This window comes from Cryobacterium sp. AP23 (assembly GCF_054075385.1).
Window position 1 is genome coordinate 39,665 of the sequence record NZ_CM133415.1, and the last position, 16,854, is coordinate 56,518.

Consider the following 16,854-nt stretch of genomic DNA (forward strand, 5'->3'; position numbering starts at 1 on the left):
CAGCTGTCCCGTTTTGCGGGCGATCCCGCCAAGCAGCCGACACTGCCGGACAAGCCCTGACTCGATCAACCGTCGGCCGGCCGCGATCTCGACGTACAAGCAGCCAGATCGCCTACAGCTTCACCTGGAAACGGCGCCCCGAGCAACCGCCGAGAATCCGGAATTCGAATTGCCACGCCTCTTGCAGATCGAGGCGGCACACCTCCTAGGTGACAACAGAGGAGGCCGCGGTGACGGTGTCGATGCGGGTGATGAGCGCCGGCGATGGGTACAAGTACCTGCTGCGCACCGTCGCTGCCGGCGACGGGCAGCGATCACTGTCCACACCATTGACCCGCTACTACAGCGCGAAAGGCACCCCGCCGGGTCGATGGATGGGAAGCGGACTTCCGGGCCTCGGCTCGGGCAGCATCCTTGACGGCGCCGAGGTCACGGAGGGCCAGCTGCAGAGACTGATCGGGCTGGGGCGAGACCCAGTCGACGGGGCACCGCTCGGTCGCGCCTATCCCGAATACCAGAGACCAACTGATCCGGCGCCCGGCACCGCTCAGGAGACCCTCACGCGGCGTCGTGCGGTTGCAGGGTACGACTTCACGTTCTCGATTCCGAAGTCGGCTAGCGTCCTCTGGGGCGTGGCAGACGCAGAGACGCAGGCGCGGATTGTGCAGGCGCATCATGCGGCGGTTTCTGAGGTCGTGGCGTACATGGAGCGCGAGGTCGCGGCGACGCGGACCGGAACCACCGCGTACGGCGGAGCCGTGGCGCAAGTTGATGTGACGGGCCTGATTGCCACCGCGTTCGACCACTTCGACAGCCGGGCCGGCGACCCGCACCTGCACACGCACGTGGTGATCAGCAACAAGGTGCGAACCGTGCTCGACGGCAGGTGGCGCTCGCTCGACGGCCGGCCGATGCATGCTGCCGTCGTCGCGCTCTCCGAGCTACACGAGTCTTTGTTCGCGGATGCCTTGACGCGATCACTGGGAGTGCAGTGGGAGATGCGAGAGCGGGGGAGGGATCGCCACCCCGCCCTGTCGATCAGTTCAGTTCCTGAGGCGCTCGTCACGGAGTTCTCGTCGCGGTCGCGTCACATCGACATCGCGACCGACGCCCTCATCGATGCCTATCTGGAACGGCACGGCCGCCGGCCAGGCCCGGTGACAATCATGAAGCTCCGCGCCGAGGCAACACTCTCCACGAGACCCGCGAAGGAGGTGCGCTCGCTCGCCGAACTCACCGCCGCGTGGCGCGAACGAGCGGAGCGAGTGCTCGGCGAGGACGCGACGACGTGGGCATCCACGGCAGCCACACCCTCGCGTGCTCCCGTGTTGCGTGCCGAGGACTTGCCGGGGGAGGCGATCCATGCGATCGGGTCGAGAGTGATGACGGCGGTGAGCGAGAAGCGTGCGACCTGGCGGCATTGGAATCTCGCCGCCGAGGCAACACGCCAGCTGGCGCAGCAGCGATTCGCTTCGGCGTCTGATCGCGAAGCGGTCATTGGCCTCGTCGTGGATGCCGCCGAGCGGGCATCGTTGCGGATCACTCCACCCGAGCTTGCGCCGAGTCCTACTTCGTTCCTGCGAGCGGACGGCACAACCGTGTTCCGACCGAAGAACGCCACCCTCTTCACCTCAACGGAACTACTCGACGCGGAGTCCCGGCTGCTCGAGCGCGCCGCGGACACGACCGGCCCACGTGTCGCCTCGGCCACGGTGTGTGCAGCCTCGCTCGCACGGATACCGAATGGCGCAGTGCTTGCTGAGGACCAGCTCGCCGCGCTCTCGGCGATCGCCGTCTCTGGACGGGCTGTCGATGTCCTGGTGGGTCCGGCCGGTGCGGGCAAGACGACTGCGATGAACGCCCTTCGGCAGGCGTGGGAGGCAGCCCACCATGCAGGCTCGGTCGTGGGGCTCGCTCCTTCGGCGGCAGCTGCTCAAGTTCTGGCAGAGGATCTCGGTATCCCAACCGAGAACCTGGCGAAGTGGTGGCAGAACCATCTCGACCACGGAGAGACCTTCCACGCCGGCCAGCTCGTCGTCGTCGACGAGGCCTCCTTGGCGGGCACGCTCTCCTTGGATCGGATCACCACGGTTGCCGCGAGTGCCGGGGCCAAGGTCCTGCTGGTCGGTGACTACGCGCAGCTCCACTCGGTGGACGCCGGAGGCGCATTCTCAATGCTGGTCCACAGTCGGGCGGATGCCCCCGAGCTCGTCAGCGTGCACCGCTTCACACACGAGTGGGAAAAGGCAGCATCGCTCGGCCTGCGCCACGGTGACCCCGACGCAATCAACCATTACATGACCCACGCCAGAGTGAGCGGCGGCACAACTGAGTCGATGACGGATGCTGCATACACGGCCTGGCGCGCGGACACCCGAGCTGGCAAGACGACCGTCCTGATCAGCGACTCGAAGGAGGCGGTCGCCACGCTGAACGCGCGTGCCCGCACTGAACTCATCCTCGAGGGTCGCATCGACGCGGTCCGAGAAGTCGCCCTCCACGACGGAAATAAAGCCGCTATCGGGGACACTGTGATCTCACGCCGAAACGACCGGCAGCTGCGCAGCTCCCGAACCTGGGTACGCAACGGCGACCGGTGGACGGTGACAGGGGTGCGCGCGAACGGCTCAGTCGAAGTCCGCCGGGACGGCGGCCGGTGGGGGAGCGCGGTGCTGCTTCCGGCAGCCTACGTCTTGCACCATCTCGAACTCGGCTATGCCGTCACGTCGCACCGGGCACAGGGCATCACGACCGACACTGCGCATGTCGTCGTGTCCACTGGCATGACGCGGGAGAACCTCTACGTCGGGATGACTCGAGGTCGCGAGGCGAACACTGCTTACGTCGCCGTCGACCGACCCGATGTCGCTCATCTTGGGCCGCTACCGAGCGACAGTACGGCACGCAGCATCCTATTCGGGGTCCTAACCCACGTCGGCGCCGAACCGTCCGCACACGAGAGCATCGCGGCCCAGCAGGATGCTTGGGGCTCTGTGGCGCAACTCGCTGCAGAGTACGAGACCATCGCGGCGGTAGCGCAGCGCGACAGATGGACAGCACTAGTCCGAGTCAGCGGGCTCCGGGCGGTCCACGCTGACCAGGCCATCGAGTCGCAGGCGTTCGGGGCGCTGATGGCGGAACTGCGGCGAGCCGAAGCCCACCATCACGACGTCCAAAGCCTGCTCGCTCGGGTCGTTGCGGCACGCGGCTTGGACGATGCCCAGGATGTGGCAGCCGCCCTCACCTCCCGAATCGCCATGACGATCGCGCATCACGGCGGCGCTGGTCGCTCGCGTAGGACACCACGACTGATCGCGGGCCTTATCCCGCAGGCACTCGGGCCGATGACCGCGGAAATGCGCCAGGCACTCGACGACCGCAGTGAGTTGATCGAAGCGCGAGCGAACGCTGTCCTCGACAAAGCACTGCTCGTTGGAGACACCTGGACGCGGGCACTGAGGCAAGACCCGCATCGCTCGGTGCCGAGCGGGTGGAGACAACAGGCCTGTGCGGTCGCGGCATACCGGGACCGTTACGGAATCGTCGGTAGGAGCGCGCTTGGCCCCGCGCCAGAAACGGTGGCCCAGCAACGCGATGCAGCTCGAGCGCGTTCCGCAATCGAGGCTGCACAGCGGCTCGCTCTGGTTGACGACAGGATTTCCGCAGTCTCGCCGGGGGTCACGGGAGTTCCTCCACGAACAGCGATCCAGATTTAGATTTCGTGTCCAGCGGCCCGGAAGTGCGCTGGACGATTCCTTCCGGACAGCCGACGCCTTCACGTGTCAGCAGGTCGACTATGCCATCCGCTGAGGCAAAGGGGCGCGGCGTTCAACGAGGATTGTGTCGCGCCACTGGCCTTCCCATGGGCCGTATGTCATGAGGGCGATGCGTTCGCGTCGGCCAACAGTGCGAAACCCGGCGTTCTCGTGCAGAGCGAGGCTGGCGGGGTTCTCTGGGAAGATGCTCGATTGAATCGTCCAGATACCGGCCATCTCGGCGGCTTGAATGAATCCATTGAGCAGCTGCTTTCCGACTCCGCTGCCCGCGGATTCAGCGGCAACGTAAACAGAGTGTTCGACGACGCCACGGTAGGTCTCACGGGCCGAGACGGGGGATGCGGCGATCCAGCCGAGGACCGTGTCGGCCTCGTCGATTGCGACGAGCCGGCCCACTTCGAGTTTTCCAGCATCGAAGCTGTCCCAGCTCGGAGGTGTCGCCTCGAAGGTGGCGTTTCCGCTGTCGATGCCTTCGCGGTAAATGGTCTCTACAGCTGGCCAGTCCCGGGCGCCCATCGGGCGGAGTCGGACTGTCACGGGCGGATTGCCTGGGACGCTCGGTCGAGGGCGTCGGAGACGACCCGGTAGTAGGCCCAACGGCCGCGCTGTTCGCGGGTGGCGAGGCCAGCGTCGACGAGCACTTTCATGTGATGCGACACAGTTGGCTGCGACAATCCGACAGGCTCGGTCAGGTCGCAGATACACGCCTCGCCATCCGGGCTTGCCGCGATCAAGGACAGCAGGCGAACCCGACCTGGATCCCCGAGGGCCTTGAACGTGCGGGCGATGCGCTCCGCTTCCTCCTCTGACAGGACACCGCCGGTAACGGGAGTGCAGCAAGCCGCGGCGTCCTTGGCGCTGAGAGAAAATGAGATTGTCATGGCTCCATTCTCACACGCCATATTGACATCCATCGATTTATCGACCAATCTCGATCCATTGAGATTTATCGATCCGTAGGAGTTGCTGAGATGCAGAACGATCTTCCCGTCGTCGTGATCGGGGCCGGGCCCCAGGGGCTGGCCGCTGCCGCCCACTTGGTCGAGCGCGGACTTCCTGTCCTGGTCCTCGAGGCCGGAGACGGCGCTGCCGCCACGGTGGCGGAATGGGGCCACGTGCGCCTGTTCTCCGAATGGACTGAGCTGGTCGACCAGGCCGCGGGCCGACTCCTCGCGCCGACGGGGTGGGAAGCACCGACGGCAGGCTACCCAACCGGCGCAGAGTGGATTGACGGATACCTGGCGCCATTGGCGTCGGAACTGGGCGATCGCGTTCGGTACGGTGCCCAGGTCGTCGGGGTGTCTCGCCGCGGCCGCGATCGCCTGGTCGACGCCGGCCGCGCCGAGCAGCCGTTCACTGTGCACATCGAATCAGGCGACGGTGGCGAGCAGCGGGTCGACGCCCGTGCCGTTATTGACGCGTCCGGCACCTGGGCAACTCCGAACCCTGCCGGGGCCGACGGGTTGCCCGCAGTGGGGGAGAAGGCGGCTGCGGACCTGCTGGACTACCGAATCCCGGATTACCGGAGCGGTGGCTACGAGGGCCAGCACAGTGTCGTCGTCGGATCGGGGCACTCCGCGGCTACGGCCATCATCGCGCTTGGCCGGATCGCCCGACGCGACCCGTCCACGAAGGTCACCTGGGTGCTCCGACGCGCCGCCGCCGGCAACACCTTCGGCGGCGGCGCGGCCGACGAGTTGCCGGAACGCGGTCAGCTTGGCATCACCGCGAGAGCCCTCGTCGACGCCGGCTTGGTCGACCTGGTAACCGGGTTCCGAGTCGAGCGGATCACCCGAGACGGCGACCGGGTGGTGTTGACGGCCGAGGACGGCCGGAGCTTGCCGCCGGCCGATCACGTTGCGGTGCTCACCGGGTTCCGCCCGGACTTATCGTTCCTCTCCGAGCTGCGTCTGGAACTGGACTCTACGCTGCAGGCTCCGGTGCGGATCGCCTCGGAGGTCGATCCCAACCTTCACTCGTGCGGTTCGGTCTCGGCAACGGGGGCGGCGGATCTCGCGCAGCCCGAGCCTGACTTCTACCTGGTCGGCGCGAAGTCCTATGGGCGTGCGCCGACGTTCCTGGCCCTCACGGGTTACGAGCAGGTGCGCTCGGTCGTTGCGGCACTCGCGGGAGACCACGCCGCCGCGGCCCGCGTGGAACTCGCACTTCCCGACACTGGTGTGTGCGGGGGAGCGGGTCTCTTCGACCCGGCCGAGCCAGCAGCCGGCGGAAGCTGCTGTGCTGCTCCGGCGCCGCAGCTGATCCAGCTCGGCCGGGCGCCCGCCTCGGTCTAGCGGGTCAGCAGGGTCGCCTGAATCTTCGCGGCGACGGCTTCCCGAAGCGGCCGTACCGCGTCGAGGTCCCATGCTTCCGGGTTCGGGAATGACCACTCGAGGACCTCTCCGCGCGGGACTGCGGGGAGGTCAAGCCCCGGCTTCATCAGGACCACAACGTCGGCGTCGTCGAGGTCCTGGGTGGTGACCGCTCTGGGTATCCGCGCCGAGATGTCCAGGCCCAGTTCAGCGACCGTGGCTGCGACTGCGGGGTTCACTTCTTCGGCTGGGGACAATCCGGCGGAGATCGCGGTGAAGTCGTCAGCGGCGAGATGCTCCAGAAGGGCGGCGCCGAGTTGGGACCGGCCGGCATTGTGCTGGCAGATGAACAGGACTGTGGGCTTGTGGCTCATTGTGGTGGAACTCTCTTGTTGGGTGCTGTGTCGGAATGGTTGAGCGCAGCACTGACCAGCGGTCGGCGCCAGGGAGGAGTGAGTTGAGCTAGCGTCGCGCGAGGGCGGGTCGCGCAGGGGTGAGGAGCTTCATCGCGGCGAATCCCAGGGCCGCACCAACGATTTGGGCGCCGATGTAGGGCAGGGCGGATGCGGGGGCGATGCCGGCGAACGTGTCGGAGAACATACGGCCGATCGTGATCGCGGGGTTGGCGAAGCTCGTGGAGCTGGTGAAGAAGTAGGCCGCACCGATGTAAGTGGCTACAACGGCAGCGGCGAAGTGAGCCCGGTCGGTGTGCGCCAGGGTGAAAATGATGAAGATCAGGCCGGCGGTCGCGACCACCTCGGCCAGCAAGTGCGCTGGCGTGGCGCGGTCCGTGGTGCTCCAGGACACCACCGGCAAGTCGAACATGGCGTTGGCCATGAGGCTGCCGGCAATGCAGCCAAGGACTTGCGCGAGCACGTAAGGGCCGATGTCCCGGAGGCCTCGGAGACCCAAAGCGTAGTCCGCGGCAGACACCAGCGGGTTGAAGTGCGCTCCGCTCAGTGGCCCGAGAACGGTGATGAGCACGAACAGACCGAACGCGGTCGCTATCGCGTTGATCAACAGCTGCACCCCGACGTCGGTGGTGAGGTTCGTGGCGGCGACTCCCGAGCCGACGACGATGGTGGTCAGGGAGGCAGAGCCGATGAATTCGGCGGAGACTCGGCGGATGATGGCGGGCGGGGCTGTGGTCACGGGGCAAGCATACGCATAGACTGCCATCTATGGGAATTGTGGGATCAACCAGCGAGCTGCGACTTCTCGCAGACCCGACCCGGGCGCGTATCATGTCGCTCATCATGGACAGCGCCGACGGTCGGGTGCTCGTTGGCGGCCTCGCTGCCCAACTCGAACTGCGTCAACCCACGGTCAGCCATCACGTCAAGGCGCTCTTCGATGAGGGATTGCTCGAACGTGAGCCTGAGGGCCGCAACGTCTGGTACTCGATCACTCCCGCCCAGCTCGACCGAGTGACCGACGTGCTGCAGTCCGACGGGCAGCCGACGCTCGGGGACGGTGTGTTGGAGCGGATTTCGGAGGACCTCGCCGTGCGATTCTCCGGAACGTTCGCGGCCGAAACAGTCGACCGGTACGTGCGGGAGAGCTACGCCCTCCTGGCCGACCAGGCCCGCATCACGCGCTTCCTGCCCTCACTCACCTCCCGCTTCGCGGTTGATCGGCTCTCGGCCCTCGCCTCAGCAGCCCTGCCCACCGGGCAGGGCGTTCCCGAGGTGCTCTTTGTGTGCGTGCAGAATGCCGGCCGCTCCCAGATGGCCGCCGGCATCCTCCGGCACCTCGCCGGCGACAGCGTCAGCGTGCGCACTGCCGGCTCCGCACCCGCCAGCACCGTGCGCTCAATCATCGTCACCGCACTTGACGAGATCGGTGTCCCGATCGGCGGCGAGTACCCCAAACCGCTCACCGATGACGTCGTGCGCGCCGCCGACTTTGTGATCACCATGGGCTGCGGCGACGCCTGCCCGGTCTATCCCGGCCGACGCTACCTCGACTGGGACCTCGAAGACCCCGTCGGACTTCCCCTGGCGCGGGTCCGCGAGATCCGCGACGACATCGAAGCCCGGGTGCGTAAGTTGCTTGTCACTCTCAATGTGAACACTCCGTGAACCAGATTCACTATTGCTAGCCAAACCCATAGATGGCGGTCTATGCTTTCAGGTAACCGATAGTGAGGACCACTTCCATGACTGACAAGCCCACCGTGCTCTTCGTTTGCATCCACAACGCCGGCCGTTCGCAGATGGCCGCCGGTTACATGCGCACGCTCTCCGGTGGTGCCGTAGAGGTGCGCTCGGGTGGCTCCGAACCCGGCGACCAGATCAACCCAATGGCGATCGCCGCGATGGCCGAAGAGGGCATCGATATCAGCCAGGCGATTCCCACGCTGATGACCACCGAACAAGTGCAGGACTCCGACGTAGTGATCACCATGGGCTGCGGCGACGTCTGCCCGATCTTCCCCGGCAAGCGCTATGAAGACTGGGAACTGGTCGACCCCAAGGGCAAGAGCGTCGACGAGGTGCGACCAATCCGCGATGACATCAAAGCTCGCATTCAGAAGCTGCTTGCCGAGCTTGTCCCCGCGAAGGTCTGACGCCGATCATGACTGACCTGAGCGCCCGCAGCGCGATGCCGGGACTGTCCTACCCCGAGGACTACCTCAAACGCCTGGCCGGCGACCTGGCGATCAAGTTCGCTGGGGTATTCGGAGCTGAAACCGTTGAACGGTACGTCCTCGAGTCGTACACAGGGCTGCTCCGCACGGCCACAGTCAAAGCGCACTTGACCAGCAACACCATCCGCTTTGCCACCGACCGACTCGCCGCCCTCGCCCAGGCGAAAGGCGCGATCGACAGCACCCTCCCCGAGGTGCTGTTCGTCTGTGAGCAAAACGCCGGCCGCTCCCAGATGGCTGCAGCGCTCACCAGCGCCCTCTCCGGAGGTGCGGTGCACGTGCGCTCGGCAGGCTCCGCTCCCGCCCACGAACTGAACCCCGCCGTCGTTCAAGCCATGACCGAGATCGGGTTGGACCTCACCGAAGCCTTCCCCAAACCCCTCACCGATGATGTCGTGCAGGCAGCGGATGTGGTGATCACCATGGGCTGCGGCGACGCCTGCCCCGTGTACCCGGGCAAGCGTTACCGCGATTGGGACCTCACCGACCCCGCCGACCTTCCCATCGAAGGAGTCCGCCTCGTGCGCGACCAAATCCGCGCCAACGTGGAAGCCATGCTCGAGACACTCGGCGTCGAATCCAAGGGCCTTCCCGCGTGAGCGGCGTAGAGAACGTCATCGTCGTCGGATCAGGCCCAGCCGGGTACACCGCCGCCATCTACCTCGCCCGCGCCGGCCTGAACCCGATCGTGCTGACCAGCTCCGTCGAAGCCGGCGGCGCCCTCGTTAATACAACCGAGGTCGAAAACTTCCCCGGCTTCCCGGACGGCATCATGGGACCCGACCTGATGGACAACATGCGCAAGCAGGCAGAACGCTTCGGCGCCCGCCTGATCTACGACGACGCCACCGCCCTCGAGCTCACCGGAGACATCAAGACCATCACCACAGGCTCCGGAGACAGCTACCGGGCCCACGCCGTTGTCCTCGCGATTGGATCGGCCTATCGCAAGCTCGGCGTCGACGGAGAACAACGCCTCACCGGCCGCGGCGTCTCCTGGTGCGCGACCTGTGACGGATTCTTCTTCCGCGGCCAAGACATCGCCGTCATCGGCGGCGGTGACTCCGCCCTCGAAGAGGCCATGTTCTTGACCCGGTTTGCGAAAACCGTCACTCTCGTGCATCGCAGGGACACGCTCCGCGCATCCAAGATCATGCAAGACCGCGCTCTGGCGAACCCGAAAATCATGCCGCGCTGGAACTCCGAGATCCTTGCCGCCACCGGCAAAGACAAGATGACCGGCCTCTCGCTACGTGACACCGTCACCGGCGAGGAATCCACCCTGGACGCGACAGGACTCTTCATCGCGATTGGTCACGACCCACGGAACGAACTCGTGCTCGGTCAGGTTGACGTCGACGGCGACGGTTACGTGCTGGTCGACCATCCAACCACCCGCACCAACCTCAGCGGCGTCTTCGCGTGCGGCGACCTTGTTGACCACCGCTACCGGCAAGCAATCACCGCCGCCGGGACCGGATGCGCCGCGGCGGGCGACGCCGAACACTATCTTGCCGCCAGTGGACTCGCCACCTACGCACCGGAAGCGACTGAAGTCCTGGCCGGATTGGCCATGCCGTAGCGCTCTGGGGCGGCCCCGAGCGGGATGACCGACCGTCAGATTCGGGGGTGTTGTCTCCGGTTCACACGACGATGAGACCTAGCGTCTCTGGATCAGACACTTGTCGTTTGTTGTTCTTCTATCGGACAACCATGTCCGACCCGGAGCGGTATCAAGCTTGTGTTGCGGAAAAACACCCGCAGGGGCTATCGAAAAAGTGAGGGATTTCGATGAACTACGCAGAACTGTTCTCAGTTGTCGTGGCGGGCCCCGCCCTGTGGGAGGTGCGGCACGAAGTCACCAATGAACTCGCCGGCGTCATCCAACGCACCCCTCGAGGCTACTTAGTGAGGAACGACCAGACGCACCCGATTGGGAGCTTCGACTCGATCACGAGCGCACTCGAGTGTCTGTACGCGGTGGCGTGAAGCGGACGTGTCGGGCGATGACACTGGCGAAGTCCTCAAGCACTGAGGAGGACGCGCCTGGCATGTCAGCGGGCTACTTCTAGATTCTCAGCGGACGCCCATCCGGAGTTAACCTGGTGCTTACCTTGATAGCTGACTCTGAGTGCATGATCGCTATGACAGCAACGATGCGACCGCTTGAGTCGCTCAACGCCTTCCCCGCATTGGGTCAGAACCTTCGCCGGCATTATGAACACACTCTCTTGTTCACTGACCAGATGTTCGTGATTTTTCCTGGTGTCGGGGTCGTCCTCGTGACTGAACGGCTGCGGAAGTACCGGTTCGATATCGTCGGAACAGATCCGGCCACCATGGCCCACCGCGTGGCTCGTCTGGAAGCCGACGTTCGGAAGGAGTGCGGGGGCCAGCAGGTCGGTTTTGAGTGGGCTCGAGCGGCAAGCGTCCCTGTGCCCTTCCGTTAGTTCGCATCCGGGGGAGCGATCGAGGGGATTCGAGCACTCGATGCCGAGACACGGCGAGAGTTCACCTTCAGGCGGTTGCCGCGGGAGCATTCGCGCTGAAGAATGTACCCATGAGCGAGCTAGACGAGACTCAGGCCATCGACCAGGTGATCGACCGGCTGTCACAACGGTTCCCGAGCTTGGAGCGCGAACACATCGCCGACGTCGTCCAAGATGAGCACGGGCAGTTGGATGAGGGTCGGGTGCGTGATTTTGTTCCCGTCCTCGTCGAAAAGGCAGCAAAGCGACGGCTGAAGAAAGAGGCCAAGGAATCCCGCACGCCGGTCGAACAGCCGGAAGCGCTGGCTCCGCTACCCGACGGCGGCCCAGACCTGGACCCGATGGAAGTCGAGCGCGCAAGCCGCGAGGCGCAAGGTAGCCACTTATTCAATGGTGTTCTCGGCAGCTCCGGTCAGAACGAACGCTGAGAAATTCCAGCCCGAATTCACCGGCGCCGGCTGGCGCTGCACCGGCTGGAACCGACCTGACTCGGAAAGCGCTCACGGCGACCCGATCTTGGCGGCCAGAACCGAGGTCTGTCACGAACTCTTGCTCCGGGACGATCCGTTTCGGGGCACAGTCGGGAAGGCCGTGAGGAGACTCCTTCACTAGCGGTGTGTCCGCGCGGCGTTGGCGACTTTTGGGGGAGTCCTACGAGCCGATCCCGAACCATGTCCGCCCGTTCGGGGACACGGCCAGCGCGGGGCAAACAAACCCCCTAGCCGTCGTTCCGTCGCGAGAAAGCGGCCAGCGGGCAAGGACAAGGCACGTCAAGCAGGAACTCGCGTGGGCCGGTATCGTACGGCGACTGCCCCCGACCGGAACTCGTGGCGGTCCACGAGTTCGAGCTGAACGCGCTCATTCAGACCGGCAAGCAGTGTCGGGCCGTGTCCGGCAAGGACCGGCTGCACAAGGAACTCGTACTCGTCGATCAACCCCAGATTGGCCAACGCCAGGGGAAGCGTGACGCCACCGACCCACAGGCCCTCGCCAGGCTCTTGCTTGAGCTGCCTAACCGCCTGCGCCAAGTCGCCTTGCACCAGCTCGGCATTCCAGTCGACCTCGCTCAGCGTGCTCGACACGACGTACTTCTTCGCCCGGTCGATGGTCTCGGCGAATGGTTTCTGCCATTTATCCACCCAGTCGGGCCACGAGCCCGTGGCCGGCTTCTGCCACGCCGACGCCATCATCTCGTAGGTCACCCGGCCGAAGAGCAGGGCATCGGCTCGCTCCAGCTGGTCGGTCCAGTAGCGCATTGACTCCTCGTCCGGGGGAAGTCCGGCCTCGTGATGGCAACAGCCGTCGAGCGTGACGTTGATCGAGTATCGGAGTGGTCTCATCTCGCTGCCTCCCTTGATGCGCACGAGCAGATCATCGGTCGGTCCTCAAACGACTCCCGGTACCGTTTCTCAGCCACACGTCAAAATCGCGCCCAGCCTATAACGCCGTCCCAACCTGAACCAGGCCGCCGACCGAGCGCGCGACGGATCGCAACCGCAGCCGTGCCCACCACATGCGGCGGCATGCGGAGGATCGTAGTGTCTCGATAAGCGCTCGATACTGACCGTTTTCTCGGACCTTCGACGAATGTGCGGGAGCCCCTATGTCGTTGCTGCGTCGACCGAAGCTTCCGCAACACGATTGGACACACGTCGTGGCTTGGGATAATTCGACCACATTGCGGAGAACTCGCTTGAGTAACCGTGCTCGAATCTCAGCACTTCATTGGCGTCGTCGAAGGATGCCGCCCGAACTAGGAACTGATTCGCCCTGAGGCTCGGGAGGCCCGCCCATTGGAGGCTGGAGGGTCGGCTAATGGAGTGAGTAAGACTACGCGGGCCCTCAAAACGAACGACTCTTCGTCCCCACCTGTCGCTAGTTTCGCCGGCAGGCGAGAACAAATTGAGGCCGAATCCCAGGTTTTCGATCATCCGGACGACTTGGGCAACAGCCTCGAGTGTCTCAGCCATTTCAGCCACCTCGGGCGACGTTCGACGGTAGTGAGAAAAGTCATTCCTGACACTATCGACGCGCCCTTGTTGGAGCAGCGCTTCGATCTGCTCGAATCCTTGGATGATGCGTGTGCGACTGTGCGTCGCGATGTCGAGAAAGGGCAACACGGATTTAAACGGGAAGTTCTGCAGCGCCGTCGCACTTGCATAGTCGGGGAAGTCGGCGATGGCTCGGCCATAGTTCGGGGCTTTCGACTCCACGGACTCAAGGACTTTGCCCAGAACACCGAAGCCTCGCAGTAGCGGATACATCGTGAGTTTTCCGGTGTATCGGAGACGCTCCCCAGGGTTCGCCGCCGCCTCCGATCGCACGAATCGGTCAAGCAGTTCAAGACCGACTGGACGATCAAGATCGGGGGTGTAAACAAAGCGGCGAGGTGACGACGTATGGTCGTGCAGAAGAGCCCACGTTGCGAACGCCAGCGCCTCCTCAAGTAGTCCCTCTAGCTCCGTGAAATACACCGAGGCCTTTCCCTTGAAGTCGGCTGTGTCGTCCGGACCTGCGCCTAGCCAACTCTGCACGGATGCAACTAGTTGCTCATGCTGTCTCCAAAATTTTGAATGTAGGTCGTGCGGATCACGATCGTCGAACCCTAACTTCCACAGGAGGCGCGAAATAATCTCCTCGTCGGATGCTCCGTCAAAATCCCCAGCTCCGACGAGTTCACTTGCGGCTATAGCGCTTGCGCTTCCAGATAGAACAAGGCGTGTGAGCGCTGTAGCTGGAGATTGCGTTCGCAGATATTCGTCTAGTCGAACCTCTAGGGACACTCCGTCGATGCCTCGTAGCTGCCAGTCCAGTTCGTGCCGCTCGGCTGTTCCGGCATCCAGGTAGATACGACGAAATAGGTCGCGTTCGCGAAGAACCGGAAGACCTGGGTCACCCGAGACGAATCGAACGCCATTCTTACCAAGTTGAGGTTGCAGTCTAAAAACACCCGATCTCAAGTGCGACGTAGAGACCGGTCGTCGGACTTCTCCGTCAGGAATCTCGAGCTTCTTGCCTCGAACTAGAACATCGATTGCGGATGCGATTTCATCGTCGCTGAAACGGACGAGCAGCTCCTCAAGGAATTGTTCGCGTGATGAGAAAGGGGGCAACTCATGCTTTTGGCCGAGGAAAGCATGGAGAGCCTGGAGTTCGCCGTCGCCGAGGCAGTCACCCAGAAGCGTGATCATAGGCGCTGTCCAACTGTTACCGAAGTAACTCTCCTTTGATCGCGTAATTTCATTTGCCAGCCCCGCCCAGTCGGCCGCTGGCGCGGGCAGCGACCGCAAAATGCGTTCGAGCTTGCCCCGTTCGGCGTTAATGGGCGCGCTGTGGCCCGTACTCAAAAGGACCGAATGGAGCTTCCTGCAGACCGGATCGTCGCAATGGTATGCCGGGACACGGGATGTGAATTGCAATAGTCTGCCGTGATCGCTCTCCCGCAGCCCTGAAGGCCCTACAACGTAACGACCGTATTGGAATACACCTGTCGGAATGGCCTCTAGAAGTTGAATGGTCTCCTCGTTGCTCAGGCGATCCTTCTCTTCATCGAACTGAGCGGCAAAGTAGTCGTAAAGCTGCCTACCAAATACGAACGGGAACCGAATTCTGCCCGACACAATCTGGTCGGATATCACGGCTCTCAGCCGATCGACATCCGTAGCTTCAACGTCGATGAACAGGCTGTCGTGTCCCAGCGTCAAACCGCACATCAGGTGAGCTTCGAGGCTCGGTACGTCTTCCTGTCGTATAAGTCGGCTTTTCATTTCCCGACCGGCTTCGGTCAGGCTGAGCGTTGCAGTGATCGCACTGGGGACCGAGAATGAGTCTTTGATGATGCAGCTAGTCAGTAGATCCATCAAGTCGACTATCCCCGCGAAAGATCGTCGCCACCCATCGTCTTGATGCGTTGCCAATAGGTCTTTCGCGGTGTCCCCAGCCAATTGTTCCTCCGTCGCCCACGAAGGCGGTGGTGCCCCCGGATACATTCTGTTGTTTGTGCCGCGGCCATGCCAGCCTCCTGATCCGAATGCACCCCGAACTGGTCACGGCTCTCCGAGTGATCTATGTCTGCCCGCTCCCGCACTCGGGCGCCGCTTCTATATGCGGCAGCAGCCGCCCGAAACATGCACCAGTAGCCACCCGAGACGTTCCTCGTTGGCCCAAGCCATGCGTCGAGCGCAGCGTCGAAGCCGCCGAAATTTGCCTCAGTCGCTGCAAACTTGGAGCAACACAGAGGTGATCGGGCCCGCTGTGCTCCCGGCTCGAACTTCGAGACATGGCACGTATCTGGGCCGCGCATCGGCACTATCGTCGATAGGTTCGTCGCTGTCGTCCCATTCGAAGAGGCGTACCCGGAGCGTGTTGCTGAGGCGTCCAATGAGGACGGCGAGACCGAAGGGTACGGCGAGCAGCAGGTCGACGCGGGCATTGGAGTGAGCGGCAGAGAGCTGGCGGATGAGCCCAGCTGTCTCTGATGCGAGTGCACCGGCTTCTGCAGGGTCGAGCAGCCCGCGCTGCGGGGACCGGATGACTCCGTGTGCGGTCAGGCTGTCGCCGTGTCCCTCGAGGTATCGCTCGAAGGCAGCGTCGCCCTGCGTGGGCAGGAGATCGACGTAGACGGCGACGCGGGGCCGGGCTCTGGTGGACGGCGCTGGCGTGTGTTCGGTCACATTGAATTCGAGTGTGAGTGGTGACGGGACGGCGGCTTCAGACCCGCTCTTCCAGACGGCTTCTCGTTGATCGATGACTTCGAGTTGTCCAATCCGCGAGGACGGTAGCGCTATGCCGAGCGTGAATGCGACGGAAAGATGTGCACCGCCGCCTACCCTTACTTTCCGGGCTCCGGTGCTCGTGATCGCGTCCGGCAGCAGTGCAAGCGTGCGGCGTAGGTCCTCTAGCCCCGCCGGGTCGGGTAGTTTCTCGTGGTGGAGCGGCGGACGCGGATGTCGAGCTGGGCGCCGGTGCGGTCGTAGACCTGGCCGACGTTGCGTGTCTGGATTGTGAGCTCGAAGACGCCGTTCGACTCGACTGCAGCGCGGTGTTGCACCATCCGGTGGGTCAAAGCCCGCCGTGTCAGCCCGAGTAGCCCCTCGGTGTTCGTTGCCGACTGGTTGACGCCCTTTAGGTCGTCCCGAGAGCGCCCGAGCAGCCGGTCCGGGGCGGCGTAATCAATGGATCCGGTGTCACTAGCGATGTCGTTCGCGATTAACAGTTGGAATCGAGCGTCGTCGCCGTGTAGCTCGATCAGCTGCGGTGCTTCGATGCCTCGCACAATGGTGCTGTGGGTGATGTCTTCGGTGATCACGAAGGCGGCCCCGGATAGCCCGTCGTTGATCGCTTCGCTGAGCCGATTTGCGGTGTCTCCGGGAGGAAGGTCGTCCTTATCGCGCCACACGGGGATGCCCGCGGCACGCAGGAGCCAGGCCAACTCCGCGACAATCTCTGATCCGTCATTATGCCGGTATGAGAGGAACAGCGGACCGGAGACGTCGACATCGGTGCTCACTCGAGACTCCTTATAGCGGCGGTGGGTCGCCTGAGATAAGTATGCCGCTGCTTGCTGACACCGGGTACCGTTCGCCGGCGCGGCCGGGATGTCGGTGGTCTTGGTTACCATTGCCGTA

The 16,854-nt window shown here is 63.9% G+C and carries 15 protein-coding genes and 1 pseudogene; 8 read left to right on the forward strand and 8 right to left on the reverse strand.

Annotated elements, in window-relative coordinates:
• Positions 1-242 precede the first annotated feature (242 nt).
• Positions 243-3,716, forward strand: a complete 3,474-nt coding sequence (mobF, locus tag ACU5E9_RS00175; RefSeq protein ID WP_456813464.1) for a MobF family relaxase — start codon at positions 243-245, stop codon at positions 3,714-3,716.
• Between the two features lie 78 nt (positions 3,717-3,794).
• Here the strand turns inward: mobF and ACU5E9_RS00180 are convergent, their stop codons facing one another.
• Positions 3,795-4,292, reverse strand: a complete 498-nt coding sequence (locus ACU5E9_RS00180) for an N-acetyltransferase family protein (RefSeq protein ID WP_456811637.1) — start codon at positions 4,290-4,292, stop codon at positions 3,795-3,797.
• A gap of 17 nt (positions 4,293-4,309) precedes the next feature.
• Positions 4,310-4,657 carry an ArsR/SmtB family transcription factor gene (locus tag ACU5E9_RS00185; RefSeq protein ID WP_456811638.1) on the reverse strand — a complete coding sequence of 116 codons (348 nt, stop codon included), beginning with the start codon at positions 4,655-4,657 and terminating at the stop codon, positions 4,310-4,312.
• Between the two features lie 90 nt (positions 4,658-4,747).
• On the opposite strand from ACU5E9_RS00185, the gene ACU5E9_RS00190 reads away from it, so the two are divergent.
• Entirely contained in the window at positions 4,748-6,070 is a 1,323-nt protein-coding gene (locus ACU5E9_RS00190) for an FAD-dependent oxidoreductase (protein ID WP_456811639.1), read from the forward strand.
• Here ACU5E9_RS00190 and ACU5E9_RS00195 read toward each other — a convergent pair.
• Together ACU5E9_RS00195 and ACU5E9_RS00200 are read right to left on the reverse strand one after the other, a co-directional pair.
• Positions 6,067-6,462 (reverse strand): arsenate-mycothiol transferase ArsC, encoded by a 396-nt coding sequence (locus ACU5E9_RS00195; RefSeq protein ID WP_456811640.1) that lies wholly within the window; start codon positions 6,460-6,462, stop codon positions 6,067-6,069. The two genes, ACU5E9_RS00190 and ACU5E9_RS00195, sit on opposite strands and share 4 nt — an antisense overlap.
• An 88-nt stretch (positions 6,463-6,550) precedes the next feature.
• The gene (locus ACU5E9_RS00200) at positions 6,551-7,240 is read right to left on the reverse strand and encodes an aquaporin (RefSeq protein WP_456811641.1); all 690 of its coding nucleotides are present in this window, start codon (positions 7,238-7,240) and stop codon (positions 6,551-6,553) included.
• Between the two features lie 29 nt (positions 7,241-7,269).
• Here ACU5E9_RS00200 and ACU5E9_RS00205 point away from each other — a divergent pair, with 29 nt between their 5' ends.
• From ACU5E9_RS00205 to ACU5E9_RS00230, 6 genes are all read left to right on the forward strand, one after another.
• Entirely contained in the window at positions 7,270-8,169 is a 900-nt protein-coding gene (locus ACU5E9_RS00205) for a metalloregulator ArsR/SmtB family transcription factor (protein WP_456811642.1), read from the forward strand.
• Positions 8,170-8,246: 77 nt separating this feature from the next.
• Positions 8,247-8,657, forward strand: a complete 411-nt coding sequence (locus ACU5E9_RS00210; protein ID WP_456811643.1) for an arsenate reductase ArsC — start codon at positions 8,247-8,249, stop codon at positions 8,655-8,657.
• Positions 8,658-8,665: 8 nt separating this feature from the next.
• Positions 8,666-9,337, forward strand: coding sequence for an arsenate reductase ArsC (locus ACU5E9_RS00215; RefSeq protein ID WP_456811644.1), 672 nt, complete (start codon positions 8,666-8,668; stop codon positions 9,335-9,337).
• Positions 9,334-10,320: a thioredoxin-disulfide reductase gene (gene trxB / locus ACU5E9_RS00220; protein WP_456811645.1), complete on the forward strand. Its 987-nt coding sequence runs from the start codon at positions 9,334-9,336 to the stop codon at positions 10,318-10,320. The genes ACU5E9_RS00215 and trxB overlap by 4 nt, the downstream gene beginning before the upstream one ends.
• Positions 10,321-10,873: 553 nt before the next feature.
• Positions 10,874-11,188: a hypothetical protein gene (locus ACU5E9_RS00225; RefSeq protein ID WP_456811646.1), complete on the forward strand. Its 315-nt coding sequence runs from the start codon at positions 10,874-10,876 to the stop codon at positions 11,186-11,188.
• Between the two features lie 110 nt (positions 11,189-11,298).
• Positions 11,299-11,655 (forward strand): three-helix bundle dimerization domain-containing protein, encoded by a 357-nt coding sequence (locus ACU5E9_RS00230; RefSeq protein WP_456811647.1) that lies wholly within the window; start codon positions 11,299-11,301, stop codon positions 11,653-11,655.
• Positions 11,656-11,997: 342 nt separating this feature from the next.
• Here ACU5E9_RS00230 and ACU5E9_RS00235 read toward each other — a convergent pair whose 3' ends face one another.
• The 4 genes and pseudogenes from ACU5E9_RS00235 to ACU5E9_RS00250 form a co-directional block, all read right to left on the reverse strand.
• On the reverse strand, positions 11,998-12,567 hold the full coding sequence (locus ACU5E9_RS00235) for a dihydrofolate reductase family protein (RefSeq protein ID WP_456813465.1): 570 nt from the start codon (positions 12,565-12,567) through the stop codon (positions 11,998-12,000).
• Positions 12,568-12,828: 261 nt separating this feature from the next.
• Entirely contained in the window at positions 12,829-15,087 is a 2,259-nt protein-coding gene (locus tag ACU5E9_RS00240; RefSeq protein ID WP_456811648.1) for a hypothetical protein, read from the reverse strand.
• Between the two features lie 348 nt (positions 15,088-15,435).
• Positions 15,436-16,113: pseudogene (locus ACU5E9_RS00245) on the reverse strand (SAVED domain-containing protein); the annotation flags it as partial.
• A gap of 11 nt (positions 16,114-16,124) precedes the next feature.
• On the reverse strand, positions 16,125-16,736 hold the full coding sequence (locus tag ACU5E9_RS00250; RefSeq protein ID WP_456811649.1) for a toll/interleukin-1 receptor domain-containing protein: 612 nt from the start codon (positions 16,734-16,736) through the stop codon (positions 16,125-16,127).
• Positions 16,737-16,854 lie beyond the last annotated feature (118 nt).

What these genes read in the sequence shown, in the direction of transcription:
- mobF (WP_456813464.1), top strand. Translation starts at nt 243, where the DNA reads ATGCGGGTGATGAGCGCCGGCGATGGGTACAAGTACCTGCTGCGCACC.
- ACU5E9_RS00180 (WP_456811637.1), bottom strand. Translation starts at nt 4,292, where the DNA reads ATGGGCGCCCGGGACTGGCCAGCTGTAGAGACCATTTACCGCGAAGGC.
- ACU5E9_RS00185 (WP_456811638.1), bottom strand. Translation starts at nt 4,657, where the DNA reads ATGACAATCTCATTTTCTCTCAGCGCCAAGGACGCCGCGGCTTGCTGC.
- ACU5E9_RS00190 (WP_456811639.1), top strand. Translation starts at nt 4,748, where the DNA reads ATGCAGAACGATCTTCCCGTCGTCGTGATCGGGGCCGGGCCCCAGGGG.
- ACU5E9_RS00195 (WP_456811640.1), bottom strand. Translation starts at nt 6,462, where the DNA reads ATGAGCCACAAGCCCACAGTCCTGTTCATCTGCCAGCACAATGCCGGC.
- ACU5E9_RS00205 (WP_456811642.1), top strand. Translation starts at nt 7,270, where the DNA reads ATGGGAATTGTGGGATCAACCAGCGAGCTGCGACTTCTCGCAGACCCG.
- ACU5E9_RS00210 (WP_456811643.1), top strand. Translation starts at nt 8,247, where the DNA reads ATGACTGACAAGCCCACCGTGCTCTTCGTTTGCATCCACAACGCCGGC.
- ACU5E9_RS00215 (WP_456811644.1), top strand. Translation starts at nt 8,666, where the DNA reads ATGACTGACCTGAGCGCCCGCAGCGCGATGCCGGGACTGTCCTACCCC.
- ACU5E9_RS00225 (WP_456811646.1), top strand. Translation starts at nt 10,874, where the DNA reads ATGATCGCTATGACAGCAACGATGCGACCGCTTGAGTCGCTCAACGCC.
- ACU5E9_RS00230 (WP_456811647.1), top strand. Translation starts at nt 11,299, where the DNA reads ATGAGCGAGCTAGACGAGACTCAGGCCATCGACCAGGTGATCGACCGG.
- ACU5E9_RS00235 (WP_456813465.1), bottom strand. Translation starts at nt 12,567, where the DNA reads ATGAGACCACTCCGATACTCGATCAACGTCACGCTCGACGGCTGTTGC.
- ACU5E9_RS00240 (WP_456811648.1), bottom strand. Translation starts at nt 15,087, where the DNA reads ATGGATCTACTGACTAGCTGCATCATCAAAGACTCATTCTCGGTCCCC.